A 20,191-nucleotide genomic window follows, 5' to 3' on the forward strand; every position below is an offset into this window, starting at 1 on the left:
GATTTCAAGAGGTGGGGAGCAAAAAAATTTCAGCATCCGGTCGGTGGCGGGAAGGCCCGTCGCATGCGGCCTGCCGCTGTGCCTCGGTGGGCGGGATGGAATCGGTATAATGCGCGCAACCGAGCCGACGGGTGCCACGCCGCCCGCGACACACGAAATCCAGCCAGGAGAGAACACATGGGCTTCGAGAAGATCACCATCCCCGAAGGCGACAAGATCACGGTCGATGCCGACGGCAAGCTGACCGTCCCGGACCGGCCGATCATCCCGTTCATCGAGGGTGACGGCATCGGCATCGACGTCACGCCGGTGATGAAGAAGGTCATCGACGCGGCGGTCGAGAAGGCCTACGACGGCAAGCGCCAGATCGCCTGGATGGAGGTCTACGCCGGCGAGAAGTCCACCGAGGTCTACCCGGACGGCAGCGGCCTGCCGGCCGAGACCATGGAGGCGGTGCGCGACTACGTCGTCTCCATCAAGGGCCCGCTGACCACGCCGGTCGGCGGCGGCTTCCGTTCGCTGAACGTCGCCCTGCGCCAGAAGCTCGACCTGTACGTCTGCCTGCGCCCGGTGCGCTACTTCACCGGCACGCCGAGCCCGGTCAAGCACCCGGAGAAGACTGACATGGTCATCTTCCGCGAGAACTCCGAGGACATCTACGCCGGCATCGAATGGGCCGCGGGCACCCCGGAAGTGAAGAAGGTGGTCGACTTCCTGACCCAGGAGATGGGCGTAGAGAACATCCGTTTCCCGGAAAGCTCCGGCATCGGCGTCAAGCCGGTCTCCGAGGACGGCACCAAGCGCCTGGTGCGCCGCGCGATCGAGTACGCGATCGCCAACGACCGTGAGTCGGTCACCCTGGTGCACAAGGGCAACATCATGAAATTCACCGAAGGCGCCTTCAAGAACTGGGGCTACGAGCTGGCCAAGGAAGAGTTCGGTGCCGAGCCGCTCGACGGCGGTCCGTGGATGAAACTGAAGAACCCCAACACCGGCCGCGACATCGTCATCAAGGACTCGATCGCCGACGCCTTCCTGCAGCAGATCCTGCTGGTGCCGGAAGAGTACGACGTGGTCGCCACCCTCAACCTCAACGGTGACTACGTCTCCGACGCGCTGGCCGCGCAGGTCGGCGGCATCGGCATCGCCCCGGGCGCGAACCTCTCCGATACGGTCGCCATGTTCGAGGCCACCCACGGCACCGCGCCGGACATCGCCGGCAAGGACCTGGCCAACCCGTCGTCGGTCATCCTCTCGGCCGAGATGATGCTGCGCCACCTCGGCTGGACCGAGGCGGCCGATGCCGTCATCAAGGCGATGGAAGGTGCGATCGCCAGCGGCAATGTCACCGGCGATCTCGCCCGCCTGATGGACAAGCCCAACCAGGTCGGCTGCAAGGCCTTCGGCGAGGAGCTGGTCCGCCAGATGGGCTGATCTTCTGCGCGGCGTCTTGCCGCCAGGCGAAGAAAACGAGCAGGCGCGTCCGGGTGATTCCGGGCGCGCCTGCTACGTTTATGGGGCAGGCAAATGGTCCTGCGTCGTTTCCAGGAGACGCGCCATGGAACCACTCATCGAGGCCAGCGCCGTCTGCCCCTACTGCGGCGAGCCGGTCGACTTCTCGATCGACACCAGTGCCGGCGAGCAGACCTTCGTCGAAGACTGCAGCGTCTGCTGCCAGCCGATCGTGGTGACCATCAAGTGGACCGCCGAAGGCCCCACGCTGGAGCTGCATCGCGAGAACGAGTAGGAGGGAACCTCTGCACGATTCGACGGCGTCTCTGCGGGCCGCCAAGGGCTCAGTTGCAAGACGCAGTCCGCCGTGAATGGCGGGGTCCTTCACAAGGAGTGCAACGCCGCAAATGGGTCCTTGGCGGCTCGCCCGAAGGGGCTTGCGGGTTTGCCCGCACTCGGCGTTGCCGTCCCTCGACGGGCAACAAGCCCGTCTTCGGTCCGGCGCCTTGATTGCGAACAAACCCGCAAGCCAGAGATGCCGTCGAATCGTGCAGAGGTTCCCTGTGGAGGGCCGTTCGGCGCGCGTGTTACCATCCTCGCCGCCTTCCGACTGCCCATGTAGCTCAGCTGGATAGAGCAACCGCCTCCTAAGCGGTAGGTCGCAGGTTCGAATCCTGCCTTGGGCGCCAGATTTCGAGTCAGCCCTCCGGGTCGCGACTTCCGTCGCGCCGCACGTAGACTGTTCCTAACTCACTAGTGCTTAGGGGCGGCGATGCACGACAACGTCATTTCATATTTCGAGATGTGTTCGCGTGAAGGCATGAGCCTGCAGCGGGGCATGAATTTTCGGATTCGAGGCCGGCATTCGGTTGTCCTAATGTCTGTTCGCGCAAATGCGCCCTACCAAGATCGGCTCGAAGAGGATGGGTCTGTACTTGTCTACGAAGGCCATGACGCGCCCAACTCGGCTGGGTCGGAGTACCCCAAGCTACTAGACCAGCCAGAGAGGCTCCCGTCAGGGCGACTGACGGAAAACGGGAAGTTTCATCGGGCTGCTCAAGAGTACAAGAACGGTTTGAAGCCACCGGATATGGTTCGTGTCTACGAGAAGATCAAAAAGGGTATTTGGTCAGACAACGGCTATTTCCAATTGGTTGATTCTTGGAAAGAACACGACGGGCACAGGGATGTCTTCAAGTTCAAGTTGTTGGCCGTTGAGACGGACCATGAGGATTTGGGTGCCGAGTTGGCCTCACAACACTCGGATCAGCAGCCGCGGCGGCGAGTCATTCCAAGTGCGGTGAAATTGGAAGTTTGGAAGCGTGACGGTGGTAAGTGCGTGGAGTGTGGCGCGACCGATGAGCTTCACTTCGACCACATCGTCCCGTACTCCAAAGGGGGTACGTCATTAACGGCGGAGAATGTGCAGCTGTTATGTGCCCGCCATAATTTGGCTAAGAGCGCCAAGATTCAATAAACGAGAAGGGGCGATGATGCCCGTGGGTCGGCGGCATTTGCCTCTGAGAAAGCGAAGAGGTGAGACATAGCCATGTCACATGGCTCTGGCATCGTAGCCACGTGGCTGGCCGCTGAGCGTTTCTCGATTCCAGCGCCAACCATGAGCGGATGCCTGCCTCCTTCAGGTGCTCCATCGAGGCCGCTCTCGCTTGGTGATTTTTCTCACTCCTTGTTGCCCCGCCTCGTGCGGGGTTTTCTTTTGCCGGCTTCCGGTGCCGGTCGCGTCAGTCGCGCATCACGTGCTTGAGGATGCCGACCACCTGCTCCGGCGTGGTCGCCCAGGCCATGGCGGCGGCGTCGACTTCCTTGAGCGGGTGGATCAGTCCCTCGTCGTGCAGGGTGATGTAGGGCGTGCCCATCGCCGCGCAGTAGCCGGCATCGAAGGCGGCGTTCCACTGCTTGTACTTGTCGCCGAAGCGCACCACGGCGATGTCGGCCTGCTCGATCAGGGTCTTGATGCGAATGGCGTTGACCTTGGCGGACTTGTGGTCGCGCCAGAACGGCTTGTCTTCCTCGCCGAGCAGGTCGCCGGCCGCATCGCTGGCGGCGTGGTCGGTGACCGGGCGGGTGAAGTTGATGTCGAGGCAGGCGTTCTTTGCGCCTTCCTCGATCTGTTCGCGCCAGTCGGTGTGGATCTCGCCGGAAAGATAGACGGTCAGGCTCATCGGAATGCTCCTTGTTGATGCGCGTTATTCGGGCAGATCGGTGACCGCGCCGGTGGAGGCCGAGCTCACGGTCTTGGCATATTTTGCCAGCACGCCGCGCGGGTAGTTGGGTGCCGGGCGCTGCCATTTCGCGCGGCGGCGCTCGAGTTCGTCCTTGTCCACGGCAAGCTCGATGGTGTCGGCTACCGCATCGATGGTGATGGTGTCGCCGTCCTCGACCAGTGCGATCGGGCCGCCGTCGAAGGCCTCGGGGGTGATGTGGCCGACGACGAAGCCGTGGCTGCCGCCGGAGAAGCGCCCGTCGGTGATCAGCGCGACTTCCTTGCCGAGCCCCCGGCCCATGATCGCCGAGGTGGGCGAGAGCATCTCGCGCATGCCCGGCCCGCCGCGCGGGCCCTCGTAGCGGATCACCACGACGTCGCCGGCGGTGACGGTGCCATCCAAGATGCGGTCCTGGGCTTCTTCCTCGGAGCCAAACACCCTCGCGGTGCCGGAAAAGCGCGTGCCCTCCTTGCCGGTGATCTTGGCCACAGCCCCTTCGGGGGCGAGATTGCCCTTGAGCACGCGCAGGTGGCTGTCGGCCTTCTTCGGCGCATCGAGCGGGGCGATGATCTGCTGGTCGTCGGGATACGGTGCCACGTTCGCCAGGTTTTCCGCGAGCGTTTTGCCGGTCACCGTGAGGCAGTCGCCGTGCAGCAGGCCCGCGTCGAGCAGGTTCTTCATCAGCGGCAGGATGCCGCCGATCTCGACCAGCTCGCTCATCATGTAGTGCCCGGAGGGGCGCAGGTCGGCGAGCACCGGCACGCGTCGGCCGATCTCGGTGAAATCATCGAGCGTGAGCGGTACGTCGACCACGTTGGCCATCGCCAGCAGGTGCAGTACCGCGTTGGTCGAGCCGCCCAGGGCGATCGTGACCGTGATGGCGTTCTCGAAGGCCTCGCGGGTCATGATGTCGCGAGGCCGGATGTCCTTGTCCAGCAGATCGAGCACCGCCTGGCCGGCCGCCTCGCTGTCGGCGCGCTTCTCCTCGGAAACCGCGTTCTGCGCCGAGCTGCCCGGCAGGCTCATGCCGAGCGCCTCGATCGCCGAGGCCATGGTGTTGGCGGTGTACATGCCGCCGCAGGATCCGGGCCCCGGGATGGCGGTCTTCTCGATGTCTTCCAGGCGCGGCAGGTCGATCTCGCCCTTGGTGTAGGCGCCGACTGCCTCGAACACCGAGACGATGTCGGTGTGGCACTTGCCCGGCATGATGGTGCCGCCGTAGACGAACACCGACGGGCGGTTGAGGCGCGCCATGCCGATCAGGCAGCCGGGCATGTTCTTGTCGCAGCCGCCGATGGCGACCAGCCCGTCGAAGCCCTCGCAGCCGGCGACCGTCTCGATCGAGTCGGCGATCACCTCGCGCGAGACCAGCGAATACTTCATCCCCTCGGTGCCGTTGGCAATCCCGTCGGAGATGGTGATGGTGTTGAAGATCACGCCCTTGCCGCCGGCCGTGTCGGCGCCCGTGCGGGCGGCATCGGCGAGCTTGTCGATATGGGCGTTGCAGGGCGTGACCTGGCTCCAGGTCGAGGCGATACCGACCTGCGGCTTCTTGAAGTCCTCGTCCTGGAAGCCCACCGCGCGCAGCATCGCGCGGCTGGCGGACTTGTTGATGCCATCGACCACCGGGGCGGAATGGCGGCGGCGCGGGTCGGTCGGCTGGTCGCTCATGCACGCTCTCCTTGGTTGTTCAGATTCGGAATTCGGAATGCACTGAGGGTACGAAAAAGCCCGGCGGTGTGCCGGGCCCCTTATCGATTCGGTGAGCAGGTCATGGCCGGCTTTCGGCGATTTCCTCGACCAGCTTGGTGGTGAACGCCGGCAGGTCGTGCGGGTTGCGGCTGGTCACCAGGCCATCGTCGACCACCACTTCCTCGTCGACCCAGACCGCCCCGGCATTCTTCAGGTCGGTCTGGATGCTCGGGTAGGAGGTGACGCGCCGCCCCTGCAGCACGTCCGCCTCGGCCAGCGTCCAGCCGCCGTGGCAGATCGCCGCCACGGGCTTGTGGTGATCGAAGAAGCCCTGCACGAAGGTCACGGCCTTCTCGTTCTGGCGCAGTGCATCGGGGTTCATCACGCCACCGGGCAGTACCAGTGCATCGAAGTCCGACTCGCTGGCGGAATCCAGTGCGACGTCGACGTCGAACTCGTCGCCCCAGTGGGTGTGCTTCCAGCCCTTCACTTTGCCGTCGGCCGGGGAGACGATCTCGGCGGACGCGCCGGCTTCCTCGAGCGCGCGTTTGGGCTCGGTCAGCTCGATCTGCTCGAAACCGTCGGCCACCAGCAGGGCGACGCGTTTGCCATGAAGTCTCTCGACCATGCGGGACCTCCTTGGGTCGTCGATGTCAGTGAACCTCCCTGGAGGATAGAAGATGCCGGGGCTGCCTTCAGCTGGACGAATGGTTGAAATTTCAGGGTTGAACGGTTTGCCCGACTATTTATCTTGGGTATATCGTCCAAGGTGTCGTTTCGATTCCGGCTGGTGGAACCCCATGGTCGTGGACTAAGTTGCAGGCTTGTGCCGCCCGGCGCGGTGGCCAGGGAGGCGAACCGTGAGACACGTGAACAAGACGCTGCTTGAACAGATGCAGATGAGTGACGCCGAGATCTCACGGCGCATGGAATTGCTGGGCCTCACCGATCAGGACCTGCGTTGTCTGACCAGCAAGAAGCAGCTTATCGAGGGGCTCGTCGATGGGGTGGTGGGGGAGTTCTACGACCGGCAGACCGACATCGACGAGATCGCCTTGCTGATCGGCGATGCCGACACGCTCCATCGCCTGCGACGCGCCCAGCGTCGTTACGTGCTCGACCTGTTTGCCGGCGATTACGGCCCGGAATACGTCAACAACCGCTTGCGGATCGGCATGGTCCACAAGCGCATCGGCGTGGAGCCCAAGCTCTATCTCTCCGCCCTGCGCACGCTCAAAGAACTCATCATTCAGGCCCTGACGGCCTCGATCCGCGATGCGGACGATCTTGCCGCGACCCTGCGTGCCCTCGACAAGCTGCTCTACTTCGATACCACTCTCGTTTTCGACACCTACATCGATTCGCTCGTCGGCGAGATCGAGGCGGCCAAGCGACGTATGGAAGACTACGCCACCAGCCTCGAGGAGAAGGTGGCCCGGCGTACCGCCCAGCTCGAGGAGCAGGCCAAGCTCGACCCGCTGACCGGTGTCTACAACCTGCGCGCGATGCAGGACGTGCTGGTCCGGGAAATGGAGCTGGCGCGCCGGCGCCGGGGAATGACGTCGGTGGTCTACATCGACATCGACGATTTCAAGCAGATCAACGACCAGTACGGCCATCTGCACGGCGACGACGTGCTCAAGGATCTCGGGTGGGCATTGAGCGAATGCCTGCGCTCGACGGATATCCCGTTTCGCTATGGAGGTGACGAGTTCTGCGCCCTGTTGCCCGATTGCGGGATTGCCGATGCCCGCGCCATCTGCGACAAGGTCATCGACTCGTTCCGAAAGCCCAATCCGGAAGTCTCGCTCAGTGTCGGTGTGGCCGAGACGCGGCACGACGACTGCTATGAATGGGAAGCGCTGATCGACATTGCCGACGAGCGCATGTACGGCGCCAAGAAGCAGGAAGGTTGTTGCGTCCAGGAAGAATGAGCCTGTCGGTCGCGTGGCCGACGTGGCATCGACCGCCGGGCTATCCTTCATGACGATCCGTGCAACGAGTCTGCCGCCATGCGCGTTTTCCGAAAGTGTCTTTCCTGCCTGTTTGCGGTGATGGTCGCCAGTCTTGCCGTCACGCAGGCCCGGGCGGACTATTCCACCCCGGCGAGAACGTTCGATCTCGACGATCGACCGGTGCAGTACCACCTGATGGGTGAGTCCGGCGCACCCGTGGCGATTCTGCTTGGCGGTGGGCCGGGATTTTCCAGCTGGAATCTCGAACCGGTGCAGCGGCGGCTGGCCGAGATCGGCTATCGCGTGGTGCTGATGGACATGCTCGGGGTGGGCGAGAACGAGCGGGATGTGCTCGAGTCGCCGTTGGCCGCCTGGAAACGGCAGGTCGCGGGCGTCCATGCCGAGGTGGCCGGCGATGAGCCGGTGCTGCTGGTGGGGCATTCCTGGGGTGCGCTGATGGCGCTGGTCTACACGCGATCCCGTCCCGATGCGGTCAGCCGCATCGTCATGCTCAACCCGGTCGACCCCGAACGCCGGGCCTTGCGTGATCTGACCGTGGAGATCGACAACCGGCGCGAGGCTGCGGTCGGTGATGACTGGCCGAGCGAATCGGACTGGGACAACAGCGTGGCGGTGGCCGGTGACATGGCCGTACATGCCCGACGCCAGATCGAAAACGCGCTGCCTGCCTATTTCCTCGACTACCGGCAGGGGCAGCGATATGCCCGGCAGTTCAGCGAACGGGATTTTGAACCCGGTCTCAACGTCCGCGGCTGGCAGGCGTATCGTGCCGATCCGGTCGACTACGCGACCATGCGCGACTGGGATGTGCCGATCGGTTTCATCGGCTGTCGGCAGGACCTGCTGATGCCCGAGAACCTCGACGCGTTGGAGGCCAACGTCTCGCTGGCGGGGGTCGAGGTGCTAGAGGGGTGCGTGCACTTCCCCTGGGAGGAGGTGCCCAGGGCATTCGGCGAGGCCCTGATGCGCCTCGTGCCCGGGCCGGCAGAGCTGACGGACGCGAAGGCCCCTTGAAACGGGTTACTCGCCGTTCTTGTTTTTGCTGGCCGCGCCTTCGACCGAGCCGCCGAGGCTCTGGAGATCCTCGCCGAGGCCTTCCATGGTGTTGCAGCCGGCGGTCACGGCCAGCAGGCCGGCAAGCAGGGTGGCGGTGATGAGTCGGTGGATCATGCGGGGTTCTCCATGTTGTTTGTCAGGCAGCCGATCGCTGGCGGCTCGATCGCATTTTGCCTTGCCGCGCCGGGTTCGGCCAGCGGTGCCAAAAAAAACCACGCCGTCTCGGCGTGGCTTCGTTTCCGCCGGAGGGTGGCGTGGTGTCAATCGTGCTCTTCGGCCTCGCCTTCGATGGACTCACCGAGCTCCTCGGTGTCCTCACCCAGGCCTTCCACGGTGTTGCAGCCGGCAAGGAAGGCCAGCGGGGCCGTCAGAAGAGCGATCAGGCTCATGCGCTTGAGTACGGAAATCGTCATATCGCTTCACCTTTTCGTTTTTTGCGCAAGTGTCAGTGTCTAGGATAGACGCTAAACGGAAAGGTTCCTGCGGCGGTCGGCATTGGCTTCGGCCGCAGGAGAGGAGATGCTTTGGAGATACTGCTGATCGGGGTGCTGTTGCTGAGCGGGCTGGCTGTCGGGTCGCTGGGTAGTCACCTGCTGGGAGTGCCTCGCGTGGCGGGGTACATCCTGCTGGGCATGCTGTTCGCACCGGATCTCCTCGGCGGGCATCTGGGCATGGAGAGCACCGACTGGACCCAGCCGCTGGTGTCCGTCGCCCTCGGCATCATCGCCTACGTCATCGGCGGGGCCATTTCCCCCGGGCAGTTGCGTCGTCTGGGCTGGAGCATTGTCGGGGCGACGCTGGGCGAGGTCTCGGGCGCCTTCCTGGCGGTGCTCGGCGGCGTGCTGCTGCTGGGCATGACGGTGGCCGACCTGCCGTTGTGGTCGTTCGCGCTGGTGCTTGCCGCCGTCGCGCCTGCCACGGCGCCCGCCGCCATCGTGGCGGTGGTGCATCAATACCGTGCCCGCGGCCAACTGACCACCACGCTGCTGGGCATGGTGGCAATCGACGATGCACTCGGCATTTTCATCTTTGCCCTGGTGTTGGCCCTCGTTGGCAGCGGCTCGATCGGCAGCGCGTTGGGAACGGCCTTCTGGGAGATCGGTGTGGCCCTGCTTGTTGGCGGGATGGGCGGTTTTCTGATCGAGCGTCTCTCGCGCCGGTTCCACGAACAAAGCATGCTGCTGCCCATGCTCCTGGGCGGGATTTTCCTTACCGTCGGGCTGGCGGAGTGGGCGGAATTCTCGGCGTTGCTCGCGGCGATGGTGCTGGGTTTCTCGGTGCGCTGGTTCTGCGGCCCACATGCCGAGCGACTGTTCGAGCCGGTCGAGGATCTCGAGGAGACCGTCTTCGTGCTGTTCTTCACCTTCGCCGGGCTGCACTTCGATCCGTCGGCCGTGATCGACTACTGGCCGCTGATGCTGGTGTACTTCGTCGCCCGCGCCGTCGGGTTGTTCGTCGGTGGCGGCAGCGGCGCGCGACTGGCCGGTGCCTCCAGGCCGGTCTGGTCGAATGTCGGTTTCGGGCTGTTTCCGCAGGGCGGTGTGGCCATCGGTCTGGCCCTGCTGCTGTTGCACTACCCGGGGTTCTCGAAGGCAGGCGAGGTCATCGTCAACCTGATCACCACCACCACGCTACTGACCGAGGCGGTCGGTGCGATTTCGGTGCGCTACGGCCTGCGTCGGGCCGGTGAGCTGGGCCTGGAACAGGCCGGAGGAGAGGCGAAATGAAGATTGCCGACTGGCTGGATCTGCATCCCGTGACCGGCGTGACAGTCGGGCGTGACGCCTCGCTCGAGGAGGCGGCCGACGCGCTGCTGGGCGAGCCGGAGTGCCGGGATATCTACGTCACCGACGCAGAGGGGCGAGTCGTCGGTCACCTGGGTTTCCGTCGCCTGGCCGGTGTGCTGCTCTCGGCCCATCGGCCGACGCACAGCCGGCGGCAGATGCTGGAGCGCGTGGCGCGTGGACCGGTGCACGAGTTCATGGATCGGCGCTTCATCTCGGCCCGGCTGGACGAGAGTGTTCACCATGTCCTGCACCCGCACATGGAGCGGCGGGTCGAGGATATCCCGGTGCTGGACGGGGAGGGGCGACTGGCGGGCGTGATCCGGCTGGTGGACCTGGTTCGTGCGGCGATCGAGCCGTCGGACGACAGCATCGGCTGATCCTCAGCCGCCCGGTTCGCCGGCCAGATAGGAGGCCGCGGGATCGACCAGGAAACGCCCTTCCATCGCCCGGCGGCCGAGCAGCATGCGAAAGCGCATCGTGTCGCGGTCGGTCAGCGTCAGTTCGACGGCCCCCTCCATCTCCCCGATCACCATGCGCGTGCTGATCACGTAACGGTTCTCGCGGTGGCCGCCGGAGTCGGAGACCAGGCGACGATCGAGCAGTTCGGCCTCGCAACGGATGATGGTGTCGTTGTCCTGCTGGATCGGGTGCACCCCGATGCGGACCATGTCCCGCCCGTTGCGGCGAAACGGCTCGACGGCGAAGGCGTGCAGCGCCGAGGTCTTTGCGCCGGTATCCACCTTCGCCTTGATCCGGTCGATGCCGAGATCCGGCAGCGCGACCCATTCGCGCCAGCCCAGCCGGGAGAGCCGCTCGTTCATGTCCTCGAGTTCAGTCATGCGCGTCAGTCCTCGGAGACGTCCTCTTCCTCTGAGTGGTTGGCCTGGAAATCCTCCACCGAGCCGGCGATCTCGCTGACATCGCCCTTGAAGCGGGCGATGTGATAGACCGCGTCCCCCTCGTGAACCAGTGGTCGCTCGAGGCGCCCGATCACCACGCCGCTGCTGGTGGAGATGATTGCCTCGCGTCGGCCGCTGTAGGCATCGTCGACGTACCCCAGGGTCTCGCCGCGCGCCACCTCGGCGCCCAGGCGCACCGCCGTGGCCAGCATGCCGCTCTCCGGGGCGCGCACCCACAGGCTGCGCCGGGAGATGAACGGTTCCGGCCGCGCGGTCTTGCGTCGCGAGGGTGCCAGCATGCCGAGCGTGCGCATGACGCTAAGCACCCCCTGGGTGCCGGCGCGGATGGAGACCTCGTCGAATCGCAGTGCTTCGCCCGCTTCGTAGAGCAGCATCGGGATGCCCAGTTCGCCGGCGGCCGCCCGTAGCGAGCCGTCGCGCAGCGAGGCATTGAGCAGCACCGGCACGCCGAAGGCCTTCGCCAGTCGCAGGGTCTCCGGGTCATCGAGATTGCCGCGGATCTGCGGCAGGTTGGTGCGGTGCATCGCGCCGGTGTGCAGGTCGATGCCATGCGTGCAGCGCGTGACGATCTCCTCGAGAAACAGGTTCGCCAGGCGCGCGGCCAGCGAGCCCTCGTCGGAGCCGGGGAACGAACGATTGAGATCGCGCCGGTCCGGCAGGTAGCGGCTCTCATGAATCAGGCCGTAGGCGTTGACCACCGGCACGGCGATCAGCGTGCCTCGCAAACGAGAGAGGGCGCGGGTCTTGAGCACCCGGCGGATGATCTCGACCCCATTGAGCTCGTCGCCGTGCACGGCCGCGCAGACGAACAGGGTGGGGCCGTCACGACGGCCGTGGATGACGTGCACCGGCATGGAGAGCTCGGTGTGCGAGCTCAGTCGCGGCATCTGCAGGTCGACCAGGGCCCGGCTGCCGGGAGCGATCTTGCGGCCGGCGATCTCGAACGGTGCGCGCATGTCCTCAGCCGTGACCGCGGGTGCGGGTCAGGCCGCGCTTTGTGCGCCGTTCGGCCAGCCGTTTCTCGATGAACTGGATCTGCATGCCGGCGATGTCCTTGCCGGTGGCCTTCTCGATGCCCTCGAGGCCGGGCGAGGAGTTCACTTCCATGACCACCGCCCCGTGATTGGAGCGCAGCAGGTCGACACCGGCGACATTGAGGCCCATGGTCTTGGCCGCTCGCACGGCGGTGGAGCGCTCCTCGGGGGTGATGCGGATCAGGCTGGCCGAGCCGCCGCGGTGCAGGTTGGAGCGGAACTCGCCCTCGGCGCCCTGGCGCTTCATCGCCGCGACCACCTTGTCGCCGATGACGAAGCAGCGGATGTCGGCACCGTTGGCCTCGCGGATGTATTCCTGCACCAGGATGTTGGTCTTGGTGCCCATGAAGGCCTCGATGACGCTTTCCGCGGCCTGCTTGGTTTCGGCCAGCACCACGCCGATCCCCTGCGTGCCCTCGAGCAGCTTGATCACCAGCGGGGCGCCGCCGACCATCTTGATCAGGTCCTCGACGTCGTCGGGTCGGTGGGCGAAGCCGGTCACCGGCAGGCCGATGCCCTTGCGCGAGAGCAGCTGCAGCGAGCGCAGCTTGTCCCGCGAGCGACTGATGGCGACCGATTCGTTCAGCGGGGCGGTGCCCATCATCTCGAACTGCCGCAGCACCGCCGTGCCGTAGAAGGTGATCGAGGCGCCGATGCGCGGGATCACCGCGTCGAATCCCTCGAGTTCCTCGCCCTTGTAGTGCACCTCGGGATTGTTCGAGGCGATGTTCATGTAGCAGCGCAACACGTCGAGCACGCGGACCTCGTGACCGCGTTCCTCGGCCGCCTCGATCAGGCGACGAGTGGAGTAGAGCTTGGGGTTGCGCGACAGGATGGCGATCTTCATGGCTCGGCTTTATCTGGACGAAAAAAATGGGGGTGAGACGATCAAGGCACCGTGATGGGTGCCAACGGTCCCCCCAACTGTAGGAAAGATCGCGTCGGATTGGGCGGTGCCGGGGGAGATCGGCCGCGCGGCGGCGACCGAATCGGGGTCTGGTGCGGGTGGCCGGACTTGAACCGGCACGGCCTTTCGGCCTGCAGATTTTAAGTCTGCTGTGTCTACCAATTCCACCACACCCGCGGTGGGAGCACGTCGGGCGGTAGGCCCGGCGGGGCGGGCATTCTATCGCCTTTTCGGCCACCCCGCGACCGGCATGCAAGCCGGGGGATGTACGTTACACTGAGCGGCTTTAATCCATTCAGCGATGTTCATCCGGAGTCACGCGCAAGCATGTCAAAAGCCAACGGTCATCATCCCGCGTTCACCCTGGTGCGCTCGGTTCCCATCGAGGCGCTCAACCTGACCGTCGAGGAGTACCGGCACGACAAGACCGGCGCCCGGCACTACCACCTGGCGACCGACGACGAGCAGAACGTCTTCCTGGTCGGCCTGCGCACGGTGCCGGAGGACTCCACCGGCGTGGCGCACATCCTCGAGCACACCGCGCTGTGCGGCTCGGAGCGCTATCCGGTACGCGACCCGTTCTTCATGATGATCCGCCGGTCGCTGAATACCTTCATGAACGCGTTCACGTCGAGCGACTGGACCGCCTATCCGTTCGCCTCCTGCAACGAGAAGGACTTCTACAACCTGCTCGACGTGTACCTGGACGCGACCTTCTTCTCGCGCATCGACGAACTGGATTTCCGCCAGGAAGGCCACCGGGTCGAGTTCGAGCAGTGGGACGATCCGAGTACCCCGCTGACCTTCAAGGGCGTGGTCTTCAACGAGATGAAGGGCGCGATGAGCGACCCGACCTCGGTGCTGTGGCAGACGATGTCGCGCGAGCTGTTCCCGGACACCACCTATCACCACAACTCCGGTGGCGACCCGGCCCGGATTCCGGACCTCACCTACGAGCAGATGGTGGCGTTCTACAAGCGCTTCTACCATCCGTCGAACGCGGTGTTCATGACCTACGGCAACCAGCCGGTCGAGCGCCTGCAGAAAGAATTCGAGGAGCGCGCACTGGCTCGCTTCGAGGAAATCGACCCGGATTCGGCCGTGCCGCTGCAACCGATCTTCGCCGGGCCGAAGCAGGTCGAGGACGTCTACCCGCTCGACGATGACGACACCAGCGAAAAGACCCACCTCAACGTCGGCTGGATGCTGGGCGAGAGCGCCGATCTGGATGCGCGCCTCGAGGCGCAGCTGCTCGAGGGCGTGCTGCTGGAGAACAGCGCCTCGCCACTGCTGCGTGTACTGGAAACCACGGAACTGGGTGCCGCACCGTCGTCGGTGATGGGGCTGGAAGACTCGCAACGACAGATGGTGTTCGTTGCAGGACTCGAGGGCAGCGAGGCCGACCGCGCGCAAGACGTGGAAAAGCTGATCCTCGACACCCTGACCGAGGTGGCCGAAAAGGGCGTCGATGCCGACATGGTCGACTCGGTGCTCCATCAACTCGAGCTCTCGCAGCGTGAAGTGACCGGTGATGGTTTCCCCTACGGTCTGCACCTGATCGTCCAGGCCCTGCCGGCTGCGGTCCACGACAGTGACCCGATCAACCTCCTGGATCTGGAGCCGGCGCTCGAACGCCTGCGCGCGAAGGCCGACGATCCGCAGTTCATTCCCAACCTCGTCCGCCGGCTGCTGCTGGACAACCCGCACCGCGTGCGGCTGGTCCTGAAGCCGGACACCGAACTGTCCGCACGCCAGCAGGCCGAAGAGAAGGCTCGGCTGGCGGCGATGCAGGACACCCTCGGCGAGGACGACAAGCGCGAGATCGTCGAGCAGGCCCGGGCGCTGGCCGAGCGCCAGGCCGAGGAGGGGGACCTCTCCATCCTGCCGACGGTGACCCGCGAAGACATCCCGGCGGACATCGATATCCCGCAGCCCGCGCAGTTCGTCCACCAGCCGTCGAGTCAGCGCTGGTACAACCGCAGCACCAATGGTCTGGCTTATCTGCAACTGGCGATCGACCTGCCGGAGCTGACCCGCGACGAGATCGAGCTGATGCCGGTCTATACCGGCCTGTTGACCGAGCTGGGGGCGGGTGACCGGGATTACCTGCAGATGGCCGAGGCCGTCGCGGCCAAGACCGGCGGGTTTGCATCGGGTGCCTCGGTACGTGCCGGCATCAACGACATCCATGCAACGAGCGGTTTCTGGCTGCTCTCGGGCAAGTCGTTGATGCGCAATGCCGACGCCATGGTCGACCTGTTCCATCAGCACCTGGATGCCGCGCGCTTCGACGAGATCGATCGCATCTGCGATCTGGTCAGCCAGATGCGCTTCGGCACCGAGCAGGGTGTCGCCGGTCGCGGCCACATCCACGCGATGCTGCTCGCCTCGAGCGGCATGTCCGCGCGTGCCGCGCTGCGCCACGACACCGCTGGGGTGGCCGCGGTGCGGCGCATCAAGGCGATGGATGATGGCCTGGAGCAGGCCGAGTCGCGCTACGACCTGGCCGAGCGGCTCGCCCGCCTGCACGACAAGCTCAAGGGCGGCTTGCGCCACTACAACGTGGTCACCGAGCAGCGTCACTTCGCCGAGATGGCCCAGGCACTGCGCCCGCACATGCACCAGGGCGACACCGAGCGGCCGTTCCGCCTTGGCCACCACGAGGCACGGGTGCGCGAGGGTTGGGTCGGCAACCTGGCGGTGAACTACTGCGCCCAGGCACACGCCTGCGTGCCGCCCAAGCATCCGGATGCCGCCGCACTGGCGGTGCTCGGCGGCTTCATGCGCAACGGCTTCCTGCACACCGCCATCCGCGAGAAGGGCGGGGCCTACGGCGGCGGTGCCGGTTATGACGCCGAGTCCGGCAGTTTCCGCTTCTTCTCCTACCGTGACCCGCGGCTGGGTGAAACGCTCAAGGACTTCGGCCATGCGGTCGACTGGGTGGTCGACAACGCCCATGAAGATCGCACCGTCGACGAGGCGATCTTCGGCGTGATCGCCTCGATCGACAAGCCGGGCTCGCCGGCGGGCGAGGCCAAGAAGGCCTTCATGGACGAACTGCACGGCCGCACGCCCGAGGATCTGCGCGAGATGCGCGCCCGCGTGCTGGACGTCAGCCAGGACGACCTCAAGCGGGTGGCAGAGACCTATCTCAAGCCAGAGTCTGCCTCGGTCGGCGTGCTGGCGGGTCCGTCGCGCGAGGACGATCTGGCCGAGCTCGGCCTGGATATCGAACGGATCTGACCCGCCAAAGGCTAGACTGACGGCCGGAACAAGGCGGATACCCATGCGGCTACGCATGTCATGACCAAGGGAGGGGGAGCAATGCGCTGGATGATCGGGATCGGGCTGGCTGGCCTGCTGGTGGTGGCCTATTTTCTGCTGCCGATCCTCAGCCCTTTCGTGGTCGGCTTCATCATTGCCTACCTGTTCAATCCGGTGGTCACGCGGCTGGAGCGACACGGCGTGGCCCGTACTTGGGGCACCTCGCTGATCTTCCTGGTCGGCGCGCTATTGCTGCTGGTCGCGCTGGTGGCGCTTATTCCGGTTCTGATCGAGCAGACCGTCCGCCTGGTGCGTGTGTTCCCGCAGCTGCTCGACATCGTCCAGCAGCGGATCATTCCCTGGGTGACCCAGACCACGGGGCTGGAGCTGCATGTCGATCAACTGCGCGCCCTGGTGGTCTCCCACGGCGAGACCATCGCCAAGATGGTGGCCGGCGGGTTGTCCAACGTCTCGGCAACCGGGACCGCCGCGTTCATCGCCCTGATGAACCTGCTTTTGATCCCGGTGATCGCCTTCTACCTGCTGCGCGACTGGCCGAAGGTGATCGACCGCATCGAGCGGATGCTGCCGCGACACCGTGTCGATTCGATCGCCCTGATGGCGCGCGAGTCCGACAGCATGCTGGGCAACTTCCTGCGCGGTCAGCTGGCGGTCATGATCGCCAACGGCGTGACCTACTCGGTCGGCCTGACGGTGATCGGTCTGGAAACCGGTGTGGCGATCGGCATGTTCGCCGGGCTGGTCAGTTTCGTGCCGTATCTCGGCACCATCACCGGGGTCGGGCTGGCCCTGATCGCGATGTACATCCAGGCCGACAGCCTCTGGCCGCTGCTGCTGGTCCTGGGCGTGTTCGGCGTGGGGCAGGTGCTCGAGACGGTTGCCTGGCAGCCGCGCTTCGTCGGCAACGAGATGGGCATGCACCCGGTCGCCGTTATCTTCGCCGTGATGGCCGGCGGCCAGCTGTTCGGTTTCTTCGGCATCCTGCTGGCGCTGCCGGTCTCGGCGGTGCTGATCGTGCTGGGCGACCACGCCCTGGCGGCCTACCAGCAAAGCCGTTATTACCGGGGGCGCGACGAGCGCGCCTTGCCGCCGGGCGACGGCGACGAGCCGGCGGAGGGCTGATTTGCCCATGCAGCAGATCCCGCTGGCGTTGGACCTGGTCACGCCGACGAGCTTCGAGGGGTTCATCGGCAACGAGAACCTGCTGCTCAAGGCGACGCTCGCCGAGCAGGCCGCCGGCCATGGCGAGGCGCAGGTGTTCATCCACGGTCCGGCCGGCTCGGGCAAGTCGCACCTGGCCCAGGCGGCCTGCTATCACGCCGGTTCGATGGGGCGGCCGGCGGCCTACTGGCCCCTGCGCCAGATCGGCGGGCAGCTGGCGGCGGCCAGCGAACAGATCGATGCCTTTGCGCTGGCGGTGATCGACGATGTCGATGCACTGATCGGCCAGGACGAGGGCGAATTCCTGCTGTTCGACCTGATCAACCGGGCGCGCGAGGCCGAGGTGCCGCTGCTGCTGACGGCTTCGCGTCCGCCGGCCGACCTGCCGGTCAGGCTGGCGGATCTGGCCTCACGATTGAGCTGGGGGGCGGTGATGGCCGTGCACCTGCCCGGTGACGGCGAGAAGATCGAGTTGCTGCGTGCCCGCGCCCAGAGTCGCGGGCTGGAGATGCCGCATGCCACGGCGCAGTGGATGCTCGGGCATCTGCCGCGCGATGTCGGCACGTTGCTCGACGCGCTCGACCGGCTCGACCGCCAGTCGATGATCGCCAAGCGGCGCCTGACCATCCCCTTCGTGCGCGAGGTGCTGGTCGAGGCCGACTGAGCGCGAGGCGCGATTCGTCAGATCGTGTGACGGACGATGCGTGCCTTGTCGCGCTGCCAGTCGCGATCCTTGATGGTGGCGCGCTTGTCGTGCGACTTCTTGCCCTGGCCGAGGGCGATCTCGAGCTTGACCATGCCGCGCTTGAAGTAAAGCGCAGTGGGCACGATGGTGAAGCCCTTGCGTTCGACCTGGCCGATCAGCCGGGCCAGTTCGTGGTCGTGCAGCAGGAGCTTTCGGGTACGCGTCGGGTCCGGCCGGACGTGACTGGAGGCCTGCAGGAGCGGCGTGATTACCGCACCCAGCAGCCAGGCCTCGCCGTCCTTGATGATCACGTGCGCATCGGCGATCTGGGCCTTGCCGGCGCGCAGGGCCTTCACTTCCCAGCCCTCGAGTACCAGGCCGGCCTCGATGCGGTCGCCAAGGAAATAGTCGAACTTCGCCTTCTTGTTCAGGGCGATGGTCGACTGTCCGGTGGTGGGCTTCTTGTTCTTGCTCATGCGCGCATTCTAGCAGCATGTGCGCTTCTTCCCGCCGCCTGTCGAGACGCGATCTTCCCGCCGGCGCGGCTTGGCCGCCATGGCGCCATGGTGGTAGCTTTCAAGCCATTCGAACCGATCGGGGCAGGAGCCCCGTCCGTCCAAACCGAAGAGGAAGTCCGGTGTCCGCACAGCATCTCGAGAACCACCCGGAATGGAGTGGCCGGCTGGCCTTTATCCTGGCGTCGGCCGGCTCGGCCGTCGGCCTTGGCAACATCTGGAAGTTCCCCTACATCATGGGCGAGAACGGCGGCGGGGCGTTCGTCATGATCTACCTCGCCTGCCTGCTGATCGTGGCCACGCCGATCCTGATCAGCGAGGTCATGCTGGGGCGGCGGGCGCGGTCCAACCCGATTACCGGCATGGCCAAGCTCAGCCGCGAGGCCGGCGTCCACCCCGGCTGGCAGGTGATCGGCTGGATGGGCGTGCTCACCGGCTTTCTCATTCTGAGCTTCTATTCGGTGGTGATGGGCTGGGCATTGGCGTATGTCGAGAAGGCCGCCGACGGGGCGTTCGTCGGCGCGAGTGCCGATACCATTTCGGGACTGTTCGACAACATGGTCGCCAATCCCGGCACGCTGCTGTTCTGGCACACCGTGGCGATGATCATGACCGTCACGGTGGTCGCCCGCGGTGTGCGCGGCGGGCTCGAGCTGGCCACTCGCGTGATGATGCCGCTGCTGATCGTGATCCTGGTGCTACTGTTCGGCTACAACATCGGCACCTCGGGGTTCGCGCCGGCCATGGCGTTCATGTTCTCCCCGGACTTCTCCCAGGTCAGCGGTCAGACGGTGCTGGTCGCACTGGGGCACGCGTTCTTCACCCTCAGTCTCGGCATGGGCGCGATCATGGTGTACGGCTCCTACATGCCGAAGGGCACCTCGATCGTCCGCGCCGGGCTGTGGATCATCGTCCTGGATACCGGCATTGCGCTGCTGGCGGGCATGGTGATCTTCCCGATCGTCTTCTCCAACGGCATGAGCCCGGAGCAGGGCGCGGGCCTGGTGTTCCAGACCCTGCCGCTGGCACTGGGGCAGATGGAGTGGGGCTACTGGCTCGCGATCGTGCTGTTCGTGCTGGTGTCGATCGCGGCCTGGACCTCGGCGATCTCGCTGGTCGAACCGGCGGTCTCCTATCTGTGGGAGCGCTACGGTATCCGTCGGCTGCACTCGGCCGTGGCGGTGGGTGTGGCGACCTGGTCGCTGGGCGTGCTCGCCGCGCTGTCGTTCAACCTGCTGGGTGACGTCACTCTGTTCGGCAAGACGATCTTCGGCGTGCTCGAGTTCGCCACCGCCAATATCCTGTTGCCCGCCGGCGGCCTGCTGATCGCCCTGTTCGCCGCCTGGCGCATGCGCCGGGCCGATTCACGCGCCGAACTCGGTCTCGATGGCTGGCGCTATCGGCTGTGGTGGTGGCTGGCTGCTTTGGTTGCGCCGGCGGGGGTCGCGCTGGTGTTCGCCAACGGCCTCGGTTGGCTGGGCTAGGACGCGACTGAT

At 65.5% G+C, this 20,191-nt stretch carries 20 protein-coding genes and 2 tRNA genes; 12 read left to right on the forward strand and 10 right to left on the reverse strand.

Going from position 1 to position 20,191, the window contains the following annotated elements:
* Positions 1–177 precede the first annotated feature (177 nt).
* The 4 genes from icd to AWR35_RS08045 all read left to right on the forward strand — a co-directional run bounded on the left by icd (position 178) and on the right by AWR35_RS08045 (position 2,929).
* A complete protein-coding gene (gene icd / locus AWR35_RS08030; RefSeq protein ID WP_058575432.1) occupies positions 178–1,434 on the forward strand; it encodes an NADP-dependent isocitrate dehydrogenase in 1,257 nt (418 codons plus the stop codon).
* Between the two features lie 124 nt (positions 1,435–1,558).
* Positions 1,559–1,747 (forward strand): CPXCG motif-containing cysteine-rich protein, encoded by a 189-nt coding sequence (locus AWR35_RS08035; RefSeq protein WP_058575433.1) that lies wholly within the window; start codon positions 1,559–1,561, stop codon positions 1,745–1,747.
* A gap of 317 nt (positions 1,748–2,064) precedes the next feature.
* Positions 2,065–2,141: transfer RNA gene (locus AWR35_RS08040), tRNA-Arg, on the forward strand.
* Between the two features lie 83 nt (positions 2,142–2,224).
* Positions 2,225–2,929, forward strand: coding sequence for an HNH endonuclease signature motif containing protein (locus AWR35_RS08045; protein WP_058575434.1), 705 nt, complete (start codon positions 2,225–2,227; stop codon positions 2,927–2,929).
* 265 nt (positions 2,930–3,194) lie between these two features.
* Here AWR35_RS08045 and AWR35_RS08050 read toward each other — a convergent pair whose 3' ends face one another.
* The 3 genes from AWR35_RS08050 to AWR35_RS08060 form a co-directional block, all read right to left on the reverse strand.
* Positions 3,195–3,635: a YtoQ family protein gene (locus AWR35_RS08050; protein ID WP_058575435.1), complete on the reverse strand. Its 441-nt coding sequence runs from the start codon at positions 3,633–3,635 to the stop codon at positions 3,195–3,197.
* A 24-nt stretch (positions 3,636–3,659) separates the two neighbouring features.
* A complete protein-coding gene (gene ilvD / locus AWR35_RS08055; RefSeq protein ID WP_058575436.1) occupies positions 3,660–5,348 on the reverse strand; it encodes a dihydroxy-acid dehydratase in 1,689 nt (562 codons plus the stop codon).
* A gap of 100 nt (positions 5,349–5,448) precedes the next feature.
* On the reverse strand, positions 5,449–5,997 hold the full coding sequence (locus AWR35_RS08060; protein WP_058575437.1) for a type 1 glutamine amidotransferase domain-containing protein: 549 nt from the start codon (positions 5,995–5,997) through the stop codon (positions 5,449–5,451).
* A 232-nt stretch (positions 5,998–6,229) separates the two neighbouring features.
* Between AWR35_RS08060 and AWR35_RS08065 the strand changes: the two genes are divergently transcribed.
* Together AWR35_RS08065 and AWR35_RS08070 are read left to right on the forward strand one after the other, a co-directional pair.
* Positions 6,230–7,303, forward strand: coding sequence for a GGDEF domain-containing protein (locus AWR35_RS08065; RefSeq protein ID WP_058575438.1), 1,074 nt, complete (start codon positions 6,230–6,232; stop codon positions 7,301–7,303).
* Between the two features lie 78 nt (positions 7,304–7,381).
* A complete protein-coding gene (locus tag AWR35_RS08070) occupies positions 7,382–8,359 on the forward strand; it encodes an alpha/beta hydrolase (protein ID WP_058575439.1) in 978 nt (325 codons plus the stop codon).
* Positions 8,360–8,365: 6 nt separating this feature from the next.
* Here AWR35_RS08070 and AWR35_RS10790 read toward each other — a convergent pair whose 3' ends face one another.
* The gene (locus AWR35_RS10790; protein WP_156413965.1) at positions 8,366–8,515 is read right to left on the reverse strand and encodes an entericidin A/B family lipoprotein; all 150 of its coding nucleotides are present in this window, start codon (positions 8,513–8,515) and stop codon (positions 8,366–8,368) included.
* Between the two features lie 146 nt (positions 8,516–8,661).
* Entirely contained in the window at positions 8,662–8,814 is a 153-nt protein-coding gene (locus AWR35_RS10660; protein ID WP_082664013.1) for an entericidin A/B family lipoprotein, read from the reverse strand.
* A gap of 111 nt (positions 8,815–8,925) precedes the next feature.
* On the opposite strand from AWR35_RS10660, the gene AWR35_RS08075 reads away from it, so the two are divergent.
* Positions 8,926–10,128: a cation:proton antiporter gene (locus tag AWR35_RS08075; protein WP_058575440.1), complete on the forward strand. Its 1,203-nt coding sequence runs from the start codon at positions 8,926–8,928 to the stop codon at positions 10,126–10,128.
* Entirely contained in the window at positions 10,125–10,565 is a 441-nt protein-coding gene (locus AWR35_RS08080; protein WP_058575441.1) for a CBS domain-containing protein, read from the forward strand. Before AWR35_RS08075 ends, AWR35_RS08080 begins: the two co-directional genes overlap by 4 nt.
* Positions 10,566–10,568: 3 nt before the next feature.
* Here the strand turns inward: AWR35_RS08080 and AWR35_RS08085 are convergent, their stop codons facing one another.
* The 4 genes from AWR35_RS08085 to AWR35_RS08100 all read right to left on the reverse strand — a co-directional run bounded on the left by AWR35_RS08085 (position 10,569) and on the right by AWR35_RS08100 (position 13,226).
* Positions 10,569–11,027, reverse strand: a complete 459-nt coding sequence (locus AWR35_RS08085) for a RimK/LysX family protein (protein ID WP_058575442.1) — start codon at positions 11,025–11,027, stop codon at positions 10,569–10,571.
* 5 nt (positions 11,028–11,032) lie between these two features.
* Entirely contained in the window at positions 11,033–12,064 is a 1,032-nt protein-coding gene (locus AWR35_RS08090; protein ID WP_058575443.1) for a succinylglutamate desuccinylase/aspartoacylase family protein, read from the reverse strand.
* Positions 12,065–12,068: 4 nt separating this feature from the next.
* Positions 12,069–12,989 carry a 30S ribosomal protein S6--L-glutamate ligase gene (gene rimK, locus AWR35_RS08095; protein WP_058575444.1) on the reverse strand — a complete coding sequence of 307 codons (921 nt, stop codon included), beginning with the start codon at positions 12,987–12,989 and terminating at the stop codon, positions 12,069–12,071.
* A 150-nt stretch (positions 12,990–13,139) separates the two neighbouring features.
* A tRNA-Leu gene (locus AWR35_RS08100) sits at positions 13,140–13,226 on the reverse strand.
* A gap of 150 nt (positions 13,227–13,376) precedes the next feature.
* Between AWR35_RS08100 and AWR35_RS08105 the strand changes: the two genes are divergently transcribed.
* From AWR35_RS08105 to hda, 3 genes are all read left to right on the forward strand, one after another.
* On the forward strand, positions 13,377–16,292 hold the full coding sequence (locus AWR35_RS08105; RefSeq protein WP_058575445.1) for an insulinase family protein: 2,916 nt from the start codon (positions 13,377–13,379) through the stop codon (positions 16,290–16,292).
* Positions 16,293–16,373: 81 nt separating this feature from the next.
* Positions 16,374–17,456 carry an AI-2E family transporter gene (locus tag AWR35_RS08110; protein ID WP_058575446.1) on the forward strand — a complete coding sequence of 361 codons (1,083 nt, stop codon included), beginning with the start codon at positions 16,374–16,376 and terminating at the stop codon, positions 17,454–17,456.
* 7 nt (positions 17,457–17,463) lie between these two features.
* Positions 17,464–18,159 (forward strand): DnaA regulatory inactivator Hda, encoded by a 696-nt coding sequence (gene hda, locus AWR35_RS08115; RefSeq protein ID WP_066185120.1) that lies wholly within the window; start codon positions 17,464–17,466, stop codon positions 18,157–18,159.
* A gap of 17 nt (positions 18,160–18,176) precedes the next feature.
* On the opposite strand, the gene smpB is transcribed toward hda, so the two are convergent.
* A complete protein-coding gene (gene smpB / locus AWR35_RS08120) occupies positions 18,177–18,656 on the reverse strand; it encodes an SsrA-binding protein SmpB (protein WP_058575448.1) in 480 nt (159 codons plus the stop codon).
* Positions 18,657–18,817: 161 nt separating this feature from the next.
* Here smpB and AWR35_RS08125 point away from each other — a divergent pair, with 161 nt between their 5' ends.
* Positions 18,818–20,179, forward strand: coding sequence for a sodium-dependent transporter (locus AWR35_RS08125; RefSeq protein ID WP_058575449.1), 1,362 nt, complete (start codon positions 18,818–18,820; stop codon positions 20,177–20,179).
* Positions 20,180–20,191: the final 12 nt, after the last annotated feature.

This window comes from Guyparkeria sp. WRN-7, from assembly GCF_001641825.1.
Taxonomy (GTDB): Bacteria; Pseudomonadota; Gammaproteobacteria; order Halothiobacillales; family Halothiobacillaceae; genus Guyparkeria.